The following is a 16,291-nucleotide window of genomic DNA, read 5'->3' as shown; positions in this document are numbered from 1 at the left end:
CCACTGAGAGAGTCTATTCATACCTTCGTGTGTGATTGAGACCTATCGAGCGTCAGACGGAGCGAAAGCGTTTGCTCCCGAAACAGAGATTCGTGCAGAAAAGTCTATTACATACGACTGTAATTGCTACGTATGAGCAATACCGCGGACGATGGTCGGGCTGACGGGTCACCACCGTCCACGGCAGAGTTCACACCAGAGCGGGTGCTCTCGGTGTTTCAAGATCGGACGGATCAAGCGAAGCCGTTGACCGCAACTGACGTAATGGACGCACTCGGTTGTTCCCGGAAGACGGCACACAACAAGCTCGACATACTCGTGGAACGAGGGAAGCTGGAAACGCGAAAGGTCGGCGCGCGGAGCCGGGTCTGGTGGATCCCGTTCTCCCAGCTCGTCGGCCCGAGCACGGAACCGCAACAGGACCGAGAGCCACCAGTCGAACACAGTATCGCCGATGCGGACCTGCCGGGGACAGGTGCGGTACTCGACGACCGGCGTTCGGCGTTGAGAGCCGCGTACGATTATCTTCGTGAAAATCCCGATACCGATGCCGGGGAACTCATTACTGAGGTGTTTCAGGAACATCCGGCGGGCTACAAGACCGCTGACGAGTGGTGGGATGCTATCGGGCCCGCCTTAGAAGACCTCCCACAGGTTGACCTGGCTGCCGACCACGAGCACGTCTGGCACTACGTTGGTGGGTGAGTTCATCGATGCCAGAGGAAAAGCCGACGGAACAGTCGGACGTAGCGCAAGAGGGTGAGGCAGAGACATCGGAGGTGTACGCCTCTCGTAAAGAGCAGCGGTATCCCATCTCGTCGTACACCCCGGTCGCGTATGACAATCTCGAAGTGGCACCAGAGAGCGATGCTCATCCAGACACGGGAACGGGCGGGCGGTTCAGAGAACTCTCGTTGCCGAAAGTGCCGAAGCTCCGCCACGTCGTCGGTCCCAGCGCAATCATGCTCGGGGCATCACTCGGGAGCGGTGAGACGCTGTTCTGGCCACATCTGGTCGCCAGCTACGGGTGGGGACTGTACTGGCTGTTCCTCGTGGCTGTCAGTCTCCACTTTATCATCAACACCGAGATACAGCGGTGGACACTCGCGACCGGTGAGAGCGTGTTTCGGGCATTCGAACGGGTCCATCCGGTCCTTCCGCTGGCCATGCTACTGGGCGGGTTCGTCAGTCTGGGCTGGCCGGGCTGGGCCGCAAGCGCCGCGCGAATCGGGGCGGAAGGGCTCGCACTCGGCACGTACGACGTTGCCGGCGTCGACATCGTCGGCTGGCGACTGTTCGGCATCGCGCTCATGGTGTTCATCTGGATTACCTATCAGGTGACGCCGCTGATGTACAACGTCGTCGAGAGCCTCCAGCTTATTCTGGTGGCGCTGTCCATCGCATTCGCACTGCTGCTGTTCGTTCTCATCGGGTCGGTGGACGTGCTGTTTAGCGTTCCGGGAAGTCTGACAGAAGTCGGTGACTACTCGCCGGTCGGGACCATCGCCGTGCTGGTCGGCGCGCTAGCATATGCCGGGGCTGGCGGGTACCTCAACCTCTCACAGAGCCTCTGGATACGCGAGAAAGGCTACGGAATGGGCCGGTATCAGGGCCGAATCAAGAATCCCTTCGCCGGCGATGACCCCGAAACCGTTCACGAAGACGGGTTCACGTTCACTCCGGACACGCAAAACCTCAAACGGTGGCGGGGCTGGTGGCGCGTGACACAGCTCGAACACCTCTTGACCTTCCTGCTGGGCCTCCTGCTAGTCACGACAATACTGGTCGTCATCGCGGTGTCGCAAGCACCGGGGACGACGAGTGACGCAGTAGATATGTGGCTCATCGAGATTGCGCCGTCCGTCGGCGGGGTCACGACGAGCGTCATCTACGTCACGCTGTTTCTCGCCCTGTTTACGACCGAATACGCGATCATCGAATCGTTCGTCCGGAACAGCTCCGACATCATCTACGAGCTGTACGGGCGGGAAGCGGGCTGGAGCCTGCCGCGACTGTTCTGGGGGCTGCTGACCGTCTTCTGTGGCTGGGGCGTGCTCATCCTCACCCTGCCGATATCGATATCTGACCCGTTCGGACTCTTGGTCGTTGGGGCGGCGATGTCCGGGCTCCTGATGTGGCCCTACATCGTCATCGTCCAACTCGTCAACACAGTCCGACTCCCGGAACACACGATGCCGGGCTGGGGCCGCGTCGCCGCGATGTGGGTCGCCGCCGCGTTTTTCGGCTATTTCAGCGTCCTCTTGATCGGGACTGGGCTGACGACACGGCTGGGGTTGCAGGCGTTTGCCGTCCAGACGACCGTACTCGGCAGTGCACCGGGGGGGTACGCCCTCTGGGCGGTCTTCCTGCTCGTCCAGGTGTATACGATGTATCGGGTGGGACGTGCGAAGGTTGCGGCAGACGGAACGGTCGCTGACGCGGCCACTGCGAAAGGGTGGTTCTCGTGACCGACGAACTCCGCGTCCACTTGCATTATACGATGCGAGGGTCGTACCCACTCCGGCTGGTCGACGTGTTGTTCTGTACGGAGCGGGCCTACTTCGTCGAGTACGACTATCTGACCCCCGTCGACCTGCTGTTCGGATCGCCGGACCAGCGGGCCGCCGCGTTCGCGTCACAGGTGGTCGAGGAGGGCGTCCCCGCGGCTATCGAGACAGCCGAACAGGTCGAAACACAGTCATACGACACACTCGACAGTGTCGATATCCACACCGGTGGCCGAGTCGGTCGGCCGAAAGTCACAGCACAGCCCCAGACAGCCTCCGCAACGACGGTTCGAGTGCACGGCCAGTTCGACGCAGAACCGTTCACACAGGCGCTTCGGTCGACAGTGGACGGATACGACGTTGCGGTCAGACAGCGGGACGGTATCGGGTTCTGATCCCGGTCCCGGCAGCATCCGCTGCCCGACACTCTGGCTACCTGATTGCTGCCGCGACCATCTCGATTGGATGTGGCGGCTCCTCGTTGCCATCGCCGAAGTCGTCGATCTGAGACCGACAGGATGCGCCGGGCGCGACGACCTGCTCGGCAGGCGAGTCGTCGATCTGTCCCAAGAGGAGCGCCGCGATCCCCTCGCTCATCGAGTAGTGTTCTGCCTCGTAGCCGAAACTCCCGGCCATGCCACAACAGCCAGAATCGAGCGGGTCCACGTCGTAGCCGGCGCGCCGAAGGATGCCGACAGCGTGGTGGTCCTTCTTCGTCGCCTTCTGGTGGCAGTGGCCGTGGTACGCCAGCGAGTCGCCCGGTTCCTTGAAGGGAATCGCCTCCCCCAGCCGGTATGTATCGAGGTACTCGCAGATACCGTATGTGTTCGCCGCGACGGTTTCGACGTCGTCACCCGACAGCAGGTCCCGGTAGTCGACTTGGTACATCACCGCGTCCGAGGGTTCGATAGTGACAACGTCCCAGCCGTCGCGGATTCGCGGTGCGAGCGCGTCTACGTTCGTCCGTGCCGTCTCGCGAGCGTGGTCCAGCATACTCTTGGAGAACGCGGGACGACCGCTGTCAGTCACGGCGTCAGGGACGACCACGTGGACGCCCGCCGCCTCCAGAACTGTTACAGCCGCTTTCCCGACATCGGGGTGGCTGTAGTTCGTATATGGGTCGGCGAGCAGGAGCGCCTTCCGGTCGGCTTTGTTCGCCGCGACCAGCGCCCCGCCGCGGTCGGCCCACCAGTCCCGGAACGTGGTCCGGTGGAAAGCGGGCAGCGTCCGCTCCTCCGTGATGCCGACCGTTTTCTCCATGAGGAACCCTGAGCCCGGCAGGTCCATCAGCCAGTTCGACACCGGGGCGAACGTGCTCCCGAGCGAGAGCACCGTCTCGACATTGGCGAACAGTTTGTCCCGCAGCGAGATACCTTCACGCTGGTGGTGTTCGTGGACCACTTCGGCCTTGAGCTTCGCCATGTCGACGCCGCTCGGACAGTCCTTCTTGCAGCCTTTACAGCCGATACAGAGGTCCAGCACTTCGGTAACGAACCCCTCCTCGAAGGGGTCGTCGGGGAGGTCACCGTCCATCGCAGACCGGAGCATATTCGCCCGGCCGCGAGTACTGGTGATTTCCTCTTCGGCGGCGCGGTAGGTGGGACACATCACCCCGCCCGTGGTTTCCTGATGACCGGTACAGCCCGCACAGCCGTGACAGAGTTCGACCATCCCCTGGAACCCGTTCTCGTTGCCCCAGTCGAGCGCGGGCTCGAATCCCGCGTCGAACTCGTAGTCCGGGTCGTACCGGAGATTTTCGGCCGGGTCGTGCTCGCCGCAGATGTTGCCCGGGTTCAGCCGCCAGTCCGGGTCGAACGCCGACTTCAGGTCCCGAAACGTCTCCCAGAGGTCGTCGCCGTACAGTTTGCGGTTCCACTGGGTCCGAGCGCGACCGTCGCCGTGTTCCCCCGACACCGACCCGTCGTACTGGACGACGAGGTCTGTGATGGCGTCGGAAATTGCTTCCATCGTCTCGATGCCGTCCCCGGATTTCAGGTTCAACAGCGGCCTGATATGCAGGACGCCGGGGCCGGCGTGAGCATAGTAGGAGGCAAAGGTGTCGTGCTCGTCGAACAGCTCCCGGATGTCTGCAATGTACTCCGGGAGGTTCTCGGCCGGGACCGCTGTGTCCTCGACGAACGGCCAGTGCTTGTCGTCGCCGGTCCGCGACAGCAGAATCGGCAGCCCGGCCTTGCGCATCTTCCAGAACTTTGCCTGCCGGTCCGCGTCGTAGGCCTCCAGCGCGTCGACGGCGTTGACGGGGGCGTCAGTGACCGAACCCGCCCCGTCACTCGGCGACTCTCTGGCGTCGTAGTCCGGGAGCCGGTCGGCGAGCAGGTCGGCGACCTTCTGTGCGCCGTCCTCGGCCGAATCCGCGTAGAACTCGACGAGCAGTGTCGAGTCCGTCTCCTCGGGAAGCATGCCGACGACATCGGCGAACTCCGGCGTCTCCGCAGCGAGGTCAAGCAACACGTCGTCCATCACCTCGACGGCCGAGGGGTCGTGGTCGAGAATCGGGGCGACGTCCTCCATCGCCGAGATGATATTGTCGTAGGTCAGCATGGCTACGGCCGTGGCCTCGGGGACGGGTTCAAGCGAGACCGTCGCTTCAGTCACGACGGCCAGCGTCCCCTCGCTCCCGGCGAACAGTCGGGCGAGGTTTACCTCGCCGCGCTCCCTGGCGCTGTCGACCAGTTCGTCCAGATTGTACCCGGAGACGTTGCGTTTGAGATCCGGATATCTCGCGTCGATCTCTTCGGCGTCTTCTGCGAGGATCTTGGCGACTTCGGCGTAGATTCGCGTTTCGAGGTCTGCGTCCGGACCGGCCTCGGCCGCCCGTGCTTCGAGGGCGTCGACATCGACCCAGCCGAAGGTCGTCCGGGTCCCGTCCGCGAGGACGACCTCGCATTCCTCGATGTAGGCGTCCGTCTTGCCGTATTTCAGCGAATGTGCGCCGGTCGTGTTGTTTCCGATTGCACCGCCGAGGACGCTCTTATCGCCCCACGCGGGGTCCGGCGCGAACTTCAGGCCATGCGGTTCGAGGCGGTCGTTGAGGCGGGCGATGGTGATGCCAACCTGCGCACGGGCCCGACCGGCCTCCGGGTCGACCGACAGCGGTTCGTCCATGTGCCGTTTGAAATCGAGGACAACCGCTTCGTTGACTGCCTGCCCGGCGAGACTTGTCCCGCCGCCCCGAGGGAGCACAGGAATGCCCTCGTCGGCGCAGTACTCCATCACCGCGACCACATCGTCGGTCGAAACCGGCGAGACGACGCCGATAGGGAGCTGTTCGTAGGCGCTCGCGTCGGTCGCGAACAGTTCCCGGGTGTACGTATCGAAGCGTACGTCGCCGTCCACGCGACGCTCCAGAGCCGCAACGAGGTCCGGCCGGTTGACGCTGTCGCCCTGGTAATCGTAGTTCGCGCTCGGGTCTGTCGCCGGGTCGTGTTGTTTGGGGGGTCGGGATTCGTATGCCATGAGTGAGAGAGGAAGGTAGGTCGAGTTAGAACGCAGCCGGTGCCACGACGTACGCCAGGATGAGCGTCAGTATGCCCGTGAACACGCCGTAGTACAGCACCGGTATCAGTTCGAGACGGATGACGCGTCCCTCCTCGCCGATGAGGCCGACCACTGTGAGGGCGGCCACGACGTTGTGAATCGCGATGAGGTTGCCGATTGCGCCACCGACCGCCTGTGCGGCGACGATAATCTGGGTCGGCGCACCGATCTGCTGGGCTGCCTGGAACTGGAACAGCCCGAACAGGATGTCGCTGACCGTGTTCGAGCCGGCAATGAACGCACCGAACGCACCAATGAAGCCCGAGAAGAACGGGAACATCTGGCCGGTCCCATCGGCCGTGATCTCAGACAGCAGGCCGAGCATCCCGGAGTTGATCGGCGCGGTCTCCAGCACGACGGCACTGCCGGTCCGTTGCATGATCATGACCGTAGCGACAGCGAACCACAGCGCGACGACGGCCGGTGCGATGTTTCGAAGCGCCTCGCTCCACGAAGCTTTGATTCCGTCAGTGTCCATCCCGTGAAGCGCGTAGGTGATGACGGCCACGAGAACGAAGAGACTCCCGGGGAGATAGAGCATCTCGACGCCTTCCGAGAACGGCGTCCCGAGGATGTTGTTCCACATGAGAACGCCGTTTGTCGCCAGGAACTCCTGAACCGGAGAAACAACGCGAGTCACGACGAGCAACGCGGCGACGAGGAGGTACGGCAGCCAGGCCATGCCCAGCGACATATCCTGCGAGTGGGATTCCTCGAACGACGCCGTCCCGCCGTCGGCCGCAACAGTCCCCTCTCGGCTCCCGCCCGACGTGGTGCCGACGCCCTCTCCGGGCTCGATGCTACCGATCCAGTGGTCCGGCCACTGGTCCTGTGGGCCGAAGTCCCACTCGTTGTCCGGGAGGAAGTAGCCGGCACGAAGCGTGGTCGTGACCACGAGCAGGCCGACCATCGCCCCCAGCAGGCCAGGGAACGTCGGGCCGAGGAAGTACGCGGTGGCGACGTACGGAATCGCAAAGGAGGCCCATGCGAACAGGCACAGCGGCAGGACTTCGAGCGCCGGCTTGAGAGACCGCTCCTCGCCGAAGAAGCGGGTCATCATCGCCACACCGATGAACGGGATAGCGATGCCAACGATGGCGTGGATGACCGCCGCCCACACGCCGATCTGGGCGACGTATGCGCCGACACTCTCGAAGCCACCCTGCTGGAGCACCTGCTGTGACGCCCCGGTCCCCTCCGCGAACACCACGTCACGGAGTCCGATGATCAGCGGCGTGCCGACCGCTCCGAATGTGATTGCCAGAATGTTCCCCGTGAGCGCGACGACCACAGCGGCCAGCGGCGGGAAGCCCAGGCCGACCAGCAGCGGACCGACAATCGCCGCGGGCGTCCCGAAGCCGGCTGCGCCCTCGATGAACGACCCCATGAGGAACACGAGCAGGATGACCTGCACGCGCCGGTCGTCGCTAATCGAGGAGAACCCGGCATTGATGACCTCGAACGCGCCGGACTGTTTCAGCGTGTATAGCAGGAGTATCGCCCCGAAGACGATGACGAGGATTCTGGTCGCTGTCAGCGCGCCGCGTATCGACGCGGCGGCGATGAGCCGGGGCGACATCTGCCAGCCGACGAAGGCGGCGATAGCCGCCACCGCCCACGCGATAGGCATTGTCCGTGTCGCAGGCTGGTACAGCCCGACCATCAACACCGCAATCGTCGCCAGCGGCAGCAGCGCCATCAGCACCAGTGTGTGCTCAGACATTGAGACTCACCCCAAAGATACGTTCGTCCAGACAGGTCGCACTCTCACCGACAGTCCACTCCGGGATACGATGTTGTACTCTCATTTCGGAACCACCTCGGTACGTAGCTCTATCGCTCGAAACCATCCGATACAGTGGTTTTTGATGGGATGCATCAGTCACGTCGTTTGGCAGGGAGTATTTATACCTATCTACTGTTTACATTATAGTCTGCCCAGAATTTCGGCAGAACAGGAGCGAGAAGCGTTGACACAACGAAAATCAGGGATTATTTTGTACGAACCAACGGGATGGGATACAGTCGTGTGTATCCGGTATAGCAGTCCTTTACCCGGCAATTTCACTCGACTGTACTCCTGCTGAAACGCTATACAGTCGTCTGCATTTGACGCTTTCAGAGCGAATTTCGGGGTCCTGTGGATGGGGCCGAAATTCGGGTCGTATTGGCCTTCACCGTCACGGCTGTCATAGCCACCGTCGAGCGGCGCTGGCGCGCGCCAGCGGGAATCGGGCAGGCAACGCAGAACTACACGACGCGATACCTGAGGTCAAAAAAGGTGCTGTAGAAGGTCCTCAACGAACAGCCGCGAATCCGAGACCGTGTCGTGTTCTCCTACCGTACAAATTGCCGCTTGGCGAACGCCGTTACGGCGGAAGTGGAAACCACGAGTATGACGCGTGTCACAGTCTGGAACGAGAACGTCCACGAGCAGGAACACGAGGCGGTCGCAGACCTGTATCCCGGGGGAATTCACGGCGCTATCGCCTCGGCTCTGGAGGAGCGCGGATTCGACGCGGAAACCGCGACGCTCCAGGAACCCGAGCACGGCCTCACTGAGGATGTACTGGCAGAGACGGACGTTCTGACCTGGTGGGGGCACGCAGCACACGACCAAGTCGAGGACGCGGTGGTCGACCGGGTGAAAGAGCGGGTCCTCGACGGCATGGGCCTCATCGTTCTCCACTCGGGTCACTACTCGAAGATATTCCGCGAACTGATGGGGACGACCTGCAGTCTGAAATGGCGCGAAGCCGCCGAAACAGAGCGGTTGTGGGTCGTCGAACCCGGCCACCCCATCGCCGACGGCGTCGACGAGTACATCGAACTCCCGGAGACCGAGATGTACGGCGAGCGCTTCGACATCCCCGCGCCGGACACGCTCGTGTTCAACTCCTGGTTCGAGGGCGGCGAAGTGTTCCGGTCAGGATGTTGCTACCGCCGTGGGGCGGGCCGAATATTCTACTTCCGGCCGGGCCACGAGACGTACCCCATCTACCACAACGAGGAGATCCAGCAGGTCCTCGCGAACGCCTGCGAGTGGGCTGCGGCCGGAGACGGTCCGGAACCGTCGTTTGGCAACGCCGACCCTATCGAAGACATCGACGAAAGTGATGAGCGGTCGGTCCACTGATTTCAGTGCAGTACAGTTGAATCGTATGTAATAGAAGCGTGTTTACATCCTATTACATTGAATACGCACAGCGATTGACTCGATGTAGTCACTCCGGGACGGCTGTGTGCTTTCTCACCATCGTTCAGCGCTTCCGAAGTGGTCTACATCGAACGTTCCGTCTGTCCGAGGTGGTGATTCGAGACGGTCAAACAGCGGACCAAGCGACAGCTCGACCGGCGACAGCACTCGCCATCGATACGCGCCCCGGTGCGTTCCGACTCGAAGACGACGCCGTCGCCAATAGAGTCGGTGACGACAGCGGGCACGGCACCACACCGGCCTGCTCGTGCGTGATACGTATATCCCGCCTTGCTCGCGGATCGGCGGTCGAGTCCCTGATATTCTCGCGTCTCAAAACAGCAGCGCTCAGCGGTTAGTGGTGAGATAGGCCCGTTCGGGCTCGCTTCGAAGCTACGGTTCGGGGCCGAACATCTCGTCCGCGTCGGCGGGCGTATCGAAGTCGTGGAAGTGCTCTCCTTTCTCCTTCGTGAGGATGTTCAGCGCCGCGGCCGCGCCGTCGCCGGCGGAGATGACCGCCTGCCACTCCTCGGCTCTGACCATACCCCCCGTCGCGTAGGCGTCGTCGACACTCGTCTCCATCGTCACGTCCACGTCGACGACCTCCTCGTCAGTCATGTCACAGCCCAGGGATGCAGCGAGATCACGGTTCGCCCCCGTCGCGAGGACGAGATATGTTGCTTCGTGCGTGCCGTCCTCGGTCGTAACCTCGAATCCACCGTCGGTTTGCCCCACGTCGGTCACTTCGGTGCCCTGCTTTCGGTCGACGCCGAAGCTGTCGACTTGTGTACGAGCAGTCTCCATGAACGCGGACCCATCCTGGGAGCCCACCCCGAGGTAATTGAACAGGTGCGCTTTGTGCATCCAGGTCCCGTCAGTGTCGAAGACTGTCGTTTCCAGGCCGTTTTTCTGGGCGAACAGCGCCGCACTCAGGCCGGCGGGGCCGCCGCCGACGACGAGAACGTCTGTCATGTTCCTGTAATTGTGTCCCACCACTGGTAATTGTTTTCATCCGATAAAACAGCCGAGCAAATGTGACGGACGGCATGAGAACGGTTTTCCACAATCGATTCGAAGTAAATCTATGCGCGCAGCCATCTACCGCGGCCCCGGTGAGATCACCGTCGAAGAGGTCCCCCGACCGGAAATCGAATCGTCAACCGACGCAATTGTACGCGTGACCCACACCGCTGTCTGTGGCTCCGACCTGTGGTTCTATCGTGGTCAGAGCGACCGCGAAGAGGGGTCCCGTGTCGGCCACGAACCGATGGGTATCGTCGAGGAAGTCGGCGACGACGTGCGCTCAGTCGAGCCCGGCGACCGAGTGTTCGCCCCGTTCGTCATCAGCTGTGGCCGGTGTGAGTTCTGCCGGAAAGGACTGCACACGTCCTGTGTCAACGGCGACTCGTGGGGCGGCGACAACGGCGGCGGCCAGGGCGAGTACGTCAGAGCGACGGAAGCCGACGGGACGCTCGTCCGCGTTCCCGACCGTCACGCCGACGACGAGGACACGCTGGAGGCGATTCTCCCGCTGACGGACGTGATGGGGACCGGTCACCACGCGGCGGTCAGCGCCGGCGTCAGCGAGGGAGACACCTGTATCGTCGTCGGCGACGGCGCTGTCGGACTGTGTGGCGTACTCGCGGCCCGCCGTCTCGGAGCGGAGCGGATTATCGCGATGGGCCACCACGAGGACCGGCTTGAACTCGCTGAGTCGTTCGGCGCGACCGAGACCATCGCGGCCCGTGGTCAGGACGCCGTGGATGCGGCAAACGATCTGACCAACGGCGGTGCGAACCACGTCCTGGAATGTGTCGGTGCGGCCTCGGCGATGGAGACCGCTATCGACGTCTGTCGGCCGGGCGGGACCGTCGGCTACGTCGGTGTCCCGCATGGCGTCGACGACTCCGGACTGGACGTGTTCTCGCTGTTTGGCGACAACATCGCGCTCAACGGCGGCGTCGCGCCGGTTCGTGCTTACGCCGACGAACTGTTGGCCGACGTGTTGCAGGGGACACTCGACCCGTCACCGATATTCACGAAAACAGTCGATCTCGACGGCGTTCCAGAGGGGTATCAGGCAATGGACGAGCGCGAAGCGATCAAAGTGCTCGTCAAGCTGTAGCTGGTCTGGACTGGCTGTCAATCAGGCAACCCACGATGTAGCTCGGTACGCGTTCTGCGACTAGTTCTGGAGAACTCCCAGAGGCCAGGCTGGATCGGTCGATGCTGGGGTTCAGCGCGGTTCAACTAAAAGCCAGCGGCGCTGCTACACTAGCTTTCCGCACGACCGACAGCGAGGGCGGTCAGCCGACGGGTCGTAAGCTAACGCAACGTCGTTGCAGTGACGGCAGTATCGGTCGGAGCCGGTGGTGTACGAGTGCGGGTTTCCTTCGTGTACTAACATATGAGAGGAGATGACACGATAGTATAAATTCTTTCTGGACAAATAAACCGCTATGTCCTTATATTCCATATATACTGCCAATAGAGAGCCCTATAAAAACCTATTTATCCATATTTAATGGACCAATCAGAACATTCGTCTTGTTAGGCGGTATGGATCGGGTGTCCGTGTCTCGGTTGTCGTGTCGTTGTCGCTTATGGCTCGAACGTCCCGTTGATGATGTCCGCGACCCGCTGGCGGTCGAACAGCTGTTCTTCGGCAGGAATCTCAGGATACGGTCCGTCAGTGTAGGTCGGCCACTCGCCAAACTGCTCGGGGTACAGTTGCTTTGCGGTCATCTCCAACTGGAAGAGATGCAGTATCGGGCCCTGATATCTCGCCCCCTGTGGGTAAATCCGGTCGTTCTGTACGGCCGTGATTTCCGACCCGACCGGGTCGGATTTGAACGCGTCCCGTCGCTCCGGAAGGCTCGTACTCGGTTCGAACCCGCCGAGATGCAAGATTACATCCGGGTCGGCATCAAGTAGTGTCTCGAAGTCGACCACGGAGTTCGTCTCGACCGACCCCTCGAAGGCGTCCCGCGCGCCAAAGGGGCGGGTATGGGCGGTCAGGAATCCGGGACTGTCAAGCGTATAGGCGTAGATTTCGTCAAGGTCGGCCGCGGCGAGCATCACTGCCGACGGGCGCTCCGACTCGGGCGGCAGGTTCGCGTCGATAGTCGCGCGCATCTCGTCGTGAATCGCCGCCAGCGCCTCGTAGCGGGCCTGTTCCTGAAACGCCTCGGCCACGAGTTCGAACTGCTCCCAGAGGGTGTAGTACTCGTAGTCCGCCCAGCCCGATGGGGGTTCGGCGTGGCGGTCGCTCAGCGAGTTGCCAAACCACGGTGAGACGTTGGTGGCGATCTCCGCAAAGTCCTCCCGACCCCAGTTGTCCTGCTCGGCGATCCACGCCGGATCTGCCAGATGGATATCGCTGTCTAGTTCGTACAGTTTCTCCTTGCTCGGCTTCCACGAGGAGTACAGCCCGGTCCAGTCCAGCGACACCCCCGGTAGTCGTTCGACGAACTGGTTCCACAGTCCGCTGTAGTAGTCCGGAGCGTGCATTGCGGTAACGGTGTCTCCGCGGCCCAGAGCGAACGCCATGTCGGCGTGGTGCGTGAGCCGCGTGAAGACCGTCTCCGGCGGTGATTCAAATGTGACCGCTCCCATCGGCGACATCGACACAGAGTACGAACCCTCCCCAGTGGGTGTGTCCGTCTCCGCCCCGGGTTCCGTTTGTGTGGCTCCGTCCCCCCGCTCGGCGTCACTGGTGCATCCCGCAAGTAGCACGGCACTGAGAACCGTTCCACCGTACTGTACGTACTCTCTCCGCGTCGGTCTCTCGGTGTCCGTAGCGTCGTCAGCCATTATTTTAGGCTGGCCTAAAAAGAACATAATTGTTCCGATTCGCCGACCCAGAACAACCGATATCAAACGCCGGCTTCAGCGTCCGTGTCAAGAATCCCTCAGGCTACCTCCGATGGCGAGGTGTTCTATGCGCCGCTATTCGGCAACGACTTCCTCAGCACGGTCCGAATCAGCAGAATCTTCACCAACAGTGTGTTCGTCACCGTCGTGGCGGGCCCGGATCGGGTTCACGCGCGGGCCGTGTGGCGTAGCCGAGACTTCTGCCTCGATTTCGAAAACGTCCGCGAGTAGTTGCTCCGTGACGACATCGTCGGGTCGTCCCCGGGCCTGTATCTCGCCGTCTTTGAGTGCAACCATCCGGTCGGCGAGGCGAGCCGCCTGCTCGATGTCGTGCAGGACGACCACGATGGTAATGTCACTCTCATCACGGAGGGTTTCGATTATCTCCATCACCTCAAGCTGGTGGTGGAGGTCGAGGAACGTCGTCGGCTCATCGAGCAACAGCACGTCAGTGTCCTGTGCAAGAACCATCGCGATCCAGGCGAGTTGTTTCTGGCCGCCGCTGAGGCTGCCGACCTCACGCTCACGGATGTGTCCACAACCGGCCAGGTCGATCGCCCGTTCGACGGCCGCCTCGTCCTCGTCGGTGACGTTGTCGAAGAACCCGCGATGTGGGTAGCGACCGTGATACACCAGATCCTCGACCGAGATGCTGTTTGGCGACGTACTCTCCTGAGAGAGCAGGCCGAGCTTTCGGGCGACCGCTTTAGTCTCCAGCGTCTGGATGTCTTGCCCGTCCAGCAACACCGATCCTGCGTCGGGTTCGAGCTGATTGGCGAGGCCTTTCAGTAACGTGCTCTTGCCCGACCCGTTCGGGCCGACGAGAGCGGTCACAGCCCCCGGTTCGGCAGAAATCGACTCTCCATCGACGACCGGTTCATCCGCACTGGAGTACGAAAGCACCAGATCGTCGCCGACCAGCGGCCGGTCCCGGCGACCGGACTGGGACCCAGCAGCGGTGTCGTTTGCCGTAGCAATACCGTCTGAGTTGGAGTTGTTCTGTGACATTAGATTTCACCCATCTGGTCCTGTCGCCGCATCAGGTAGAGGAAGTACGGGCCGCCGACAACGCCGGTGACGACGCCGACCGGGACCTGTGCGGGGTTCAGGGCCAGCCGTGCACCGACATCCGCAACGACCATCAGCGCCGGCCCAACGAACACGCAGCCGATAATGAGCCGGCGGTAGTCGCTCCCGACGATAAGTCGGACGATGTGTGGAACTACGAGACCGAAGAACCCGATGATTCCCGCAACGGAGATCGCCGTACTGGCCGCCAGAATGGCGACCGCAGACAGCATGAACCGGACCCGTTCGACACTCATCCCGAGTGAACTCGCGGTCTCCTCGCCGAGCAGCAGAAGATTCAACTGCCGTGCGCCGACCAGTGCGAGTACCGTTGCGGCTGCTGTCGGGATGACAGCGATGCGAAACTCCTCCCAGCCGACGCCCGTCAGCGACCCCGTAATCCAGGCCAGTGCTGACTGGACAACGCCCAGATCGTCAGCGAAGAAAAACAGCCCCCGCTGGAGGGAGGTAAACACCATGTTGACGATGACACCGGCCAGCACGAGTCTGACCGGACTCGTTCCTCCTTTCCACGCAATCATGTACACAAGCAGAAACGCGATGGAGCCGCCGATCGCGGCAAACAGCGGAAGGAACGGGGCAAGGCTACTGAACAGAACGAGGGTTAGCAGGACAGTGAGCCCCGCCCCGGAACTCACGCCTAGCACGAACGGACTTGCCAGTTCGTTTCGTGTCACGGCCTGGAATATCGCCCCGGAGACGGCGAGACACATCCCGGCAAGCACCGCAACGATTACCCGCGGCATCCGGATGTTCCAGACGATGAGCGTCCGTTTCGGTAGTTCGGGGAGCTCGGCCCCAAAGAAAAACGACTGCCAAGCCTGAACACTGAACCACACTTTCGGGTCAAACACGGCCTGCCAGGCCTGAACGATCGTCATCGAATACGCCCCGAAGCTTACCTGCAGGAGACCAGCCCCAAAGGCGACAGCAACGCTTGCGACACACAGCCCGAGCAGGGACCCGTCGGGGGTGTCGAGCCAGGATCTAGCTCGCGACCATGCGTCGGTAGCTCCACGCGTCTCGCTAGCCATTACTCGCTCACCTCCGCGCGTCCGTCGCTCGCGTCGAGGTAGTCCCGGATCCGTTCGTCGTCCATTGCATCGAGAACAGCGGTCTGATCAAGCCCCGAAACGACCGCTTCCGGGTCCAGGTAGCCCGCCAGTGTTTCCTGCCCCGTCTCAGTCCGGGTAGCTATCTCCTCAGACGTGATATACGACGACCGCCGTTCGTCGATGACCGCATCACGGACCCGCCGGAACCGAGCCGAATCCGGCTCGACAGGGGCATCCTCGGCGTACCGGTCGTCGAAATAGTCGACCCAGGTGGCTCGTGTCGTCCATTCATCTTCGAGTTCAGCCCGCCGTCGGACCCAGTCCACGCCATCGGCGGCAGATTCCCACCACCCGTCGTCGATTCGCGCGTCCGCAATGACCCGGCGCGCGACTCGTGCGCCCCGTCCAGCTGCAATGATCGCCTGCATATCCGCTTCTTCGGACGGAGACGCAACGTAGAGACCCGAAACCGGTGTCGTGCCGTCCGCGTCAGCATACCCGCGGTCGAAGATTTCGCGCTCCGTGCCGTCGTGTTCGTGCATCTCAAACATCGCCGCGTCGTCGTCCAGACCACGCATGTACTCGCCGTCGTAGCGGGTCGCCGTGATGACGCGGCGAGTCGTGGCCGTCTCCCCGTCCTGTGTCTCCACGACAAACCCCTCCCCGTCCGCAGTGCTGTCGAGCGATTCGACCAGATCGGAGACGATAGTACAGCCGGCGGTCTCAGCGTGGTCCTGAATGCGGTCGTACAGCGTCTCAATGCCGATGCCAGCCGGAAAGCCGAGGTAGTTTTCGAGGTAGGCACAGCGCTTGAGAGACGAGCGGCCGCGGTCGTAGATGACCGTATCAAGGTCCGCTCTGGCCGTGAACACGCCCGCCGAACAGCCGGCCGGACCGCCCCCAACGATGGTGACATCGTGGTCGAACGTCGTCTCCGACCGGGTCCCCACTGTTGCCATGTTCACGACGCTCCGTCCAGTGTTGATGCCACTGACAACCGGCGTGTCGGTTCC

General features: G+C 62.2%; 13 protein-coding genes. 5 read left to right on the top strand and 8 right to left on the bottom strand.

Annotated features, from left to right (window positions below; genetic code table 11):
- The first annotated feature begins 132 nt into the window (after positions 1-132).
- Genes C437_RS12620 through C437_RS12610 form a run of 3 tightly spaced genes read left to right on the top strand, consistent with a single transcriptional unit; the run spans position 133 to position 2,902 of the window.
- A complete protein-coding gene (locus C437_RS12620; protein ID WP_004517349.1) occupies positions 133-705 on the top strand; it encodes a helix-turn-helix transcriptional regulator in 573 nt (190 codons plus the stop codon).
- Between the two features lie 8 nt (positions 706-713).
- Entirely contained in the window at positions 714-2,468 is a 1,755-nt protein-coding gene (locus tag C437_RS12615) for an Nramp family divalent metal transporter (RefSeq protein WP_004517348.1), read from the top strand.
- Positions 2,456-2,902 carry a hypothetical protein gene (locus tag C437_RS12610; protein WP_004517347.1) on the top strand — a complete coding sequence of 149 codons (447 nt, stop codon included), beginning with the start codon at positions 2,456-2,458 and terminating at the stop codon, positions 2,900-2,902. The genes C437_RS12615 and C437_RS12610 overlap by 13 nt, the downstream gene beginning before the upstream one ends.
- Positions 2,903-2,939: 37 nt before the next feature.
- Here C437_RS12610 and C437_RS12605 read toward each other — a convergent pair whose 3' ends face one another.
- A complete protein-coding gene (locus tag C437_RS12605) occupies positions 2,940-5,984 on the bottom strand; it encodes an FAD-binding and (Fe-S)-binding domain-containing protein (RefSeq protein WP_004517346.1) in 3,045 nt (1,014 codons plus the stop codon).
- 25 nt (positions 5,985-6,009) lie between these two features.
- Entirely contained in the window at positions 6,010-7,788 is a 1,779-nt protein-coding gene (locus C437_RS12600; RefSeq protein ID WP_049919776.1) for an L-lactate permease, read from the bottom strand.
- Positions 7,789-8,460: 672 nt separating this feature from the next.
- Between C437_RS12600 and C437_RS12595 the strand changes: the two genes are divergently transcribed.
- Complete coding sequence (locus tag C437_RS12595) at positions 8,461-9,201, top strand: ThuA domain-containing protein (protein ID WP_049919775.1); 741 nt, start codon at positions 8,461-8,463, stop codon at positions 9,199-9,201.
- 143 nt (positions 9,202-9,344) lie between these two features.
- Here the strand turns inward: C437_RS12595 and C437_RS21285 are convergent, their stop codons facing one another.
- Complete coding sequence (locus tag C437_RS21285) at positions 9,345-9,629, bottom strand: hypothetical protein (RefSeq protein ID WP_455429075.1); 285 nt, start codon at positions 9,627-9,629, stop codon at positions 9,345-9,347.
- Between the two features lie 25 nt (positions 9,630-9,654).
- On the bottom strand, positions 9,655-10,233 hold the full coding sequence (locus C437_RS12590) for an NAD(P)/FAD-dependent oxidoreductase (protein ID WP_004517343.1): 579 nt from the start codon (positions 10,231-10,233) through the stop codon (positions 9,655-9,657).
- A gap of 112 nt (positions 10,234-10,345) precedes the next feature.
- On the opposite strand from C437_RS12590, the gene C437_RS12585 reads away from it, so the two are divergent.
- A complete protein-coding gene (locus tag C437_RS12585; protein ID WP_004517342.1) occupies positions 10,346-11,386 on the top strand; it encodes a zinc-dependent alcohol dehydrogenase family protein in 1,041 nt (346 codons plus the stop codon).
- 476 nt (positions 11,387-11,862) lie between these two features.
- Here C437_RS12585 and C437_RS12580 read toward each other — a convergent pair whose 3' ends face one another.
- The 4 genes from C437_RS12580 to C437_RS12565 all read right to left on the bottom strand — a co-directional run bounded on the left by C437_RS12580 (position 11,863) and on the right by C437_RS12565 (position 16,237).
- Positions 11,863-13,074, bottom strand: coding sequence for an ABC transporter substrate-binding protein (locus C437_RS12580; protein ID WP_004517341.1), 1,212 nt, complete (start codon positions 13,072-13,074; stop codon positions 11,863-11,865).
- A 135-nt stretch (positions 13,075-13,209) separates the two neighbouring features.
- Positions 13,210-14,142 carry an ABC transporter ATP-binding protein gene (locus tag C437_RS12575; RefSeq protein WP_004517340.1) on the bottom strand — a complete coding sequence of 311 codons (933 nt, stop codon included), beginning with the start codon at positions 14,140-14,142 and terminating at the stop codon, positions 13,210-13,212.
- On the bottom strand, positions 14,142-15,257 hold the full coding sequence (locus tag C437_RS12570) for a FecCD family ABC transporter permease (RefSeq protein WP_004517339.1): 1,116 nt from the start codon (positions 15,255-15,257) through the stop codon (positions 14,142-14,144). The genes C437_RS12575 and C437_RS12570 overlap by 1 nt, the downstream gene beginning before the upstream one ends.
- Positions 15,257-16,237 carry an NAD(P)/FAD-dependent oxidoreductase gene (locus C437_RS12565; protein ID WP_004517338.1) on the bottom strand — a complete coding sequence of 327 codons (981 nt, stop codon included), beginning with the start codon at positions 16,235-16,237 and terminating at the stop codon, positions 15,257-15,259. Before C437_RS12565 ends, C437_RS12570 begins: the two co-directional genes overlap by 1 nt.
- Between the last annotated feature and the right edge of the window lie 54 nt (positions 16,238-16,291).

The sequence above is a fragment of the Haloarcula vallismortis ATCC 29715 genome (genome assembly GCF_000337775.1).
Taxonomy (GTDB): domain Archaea; phylum Halobacteriota; class Halobacteria; order Halobacteriales; family Haloarculaceae; genus Haloarcula; species Haloarcula vallismortis.
Note: the sequence above shows the minus strand (reverse complement) of the source record. Positions and strands in the feature narration are given on the sequence as shown.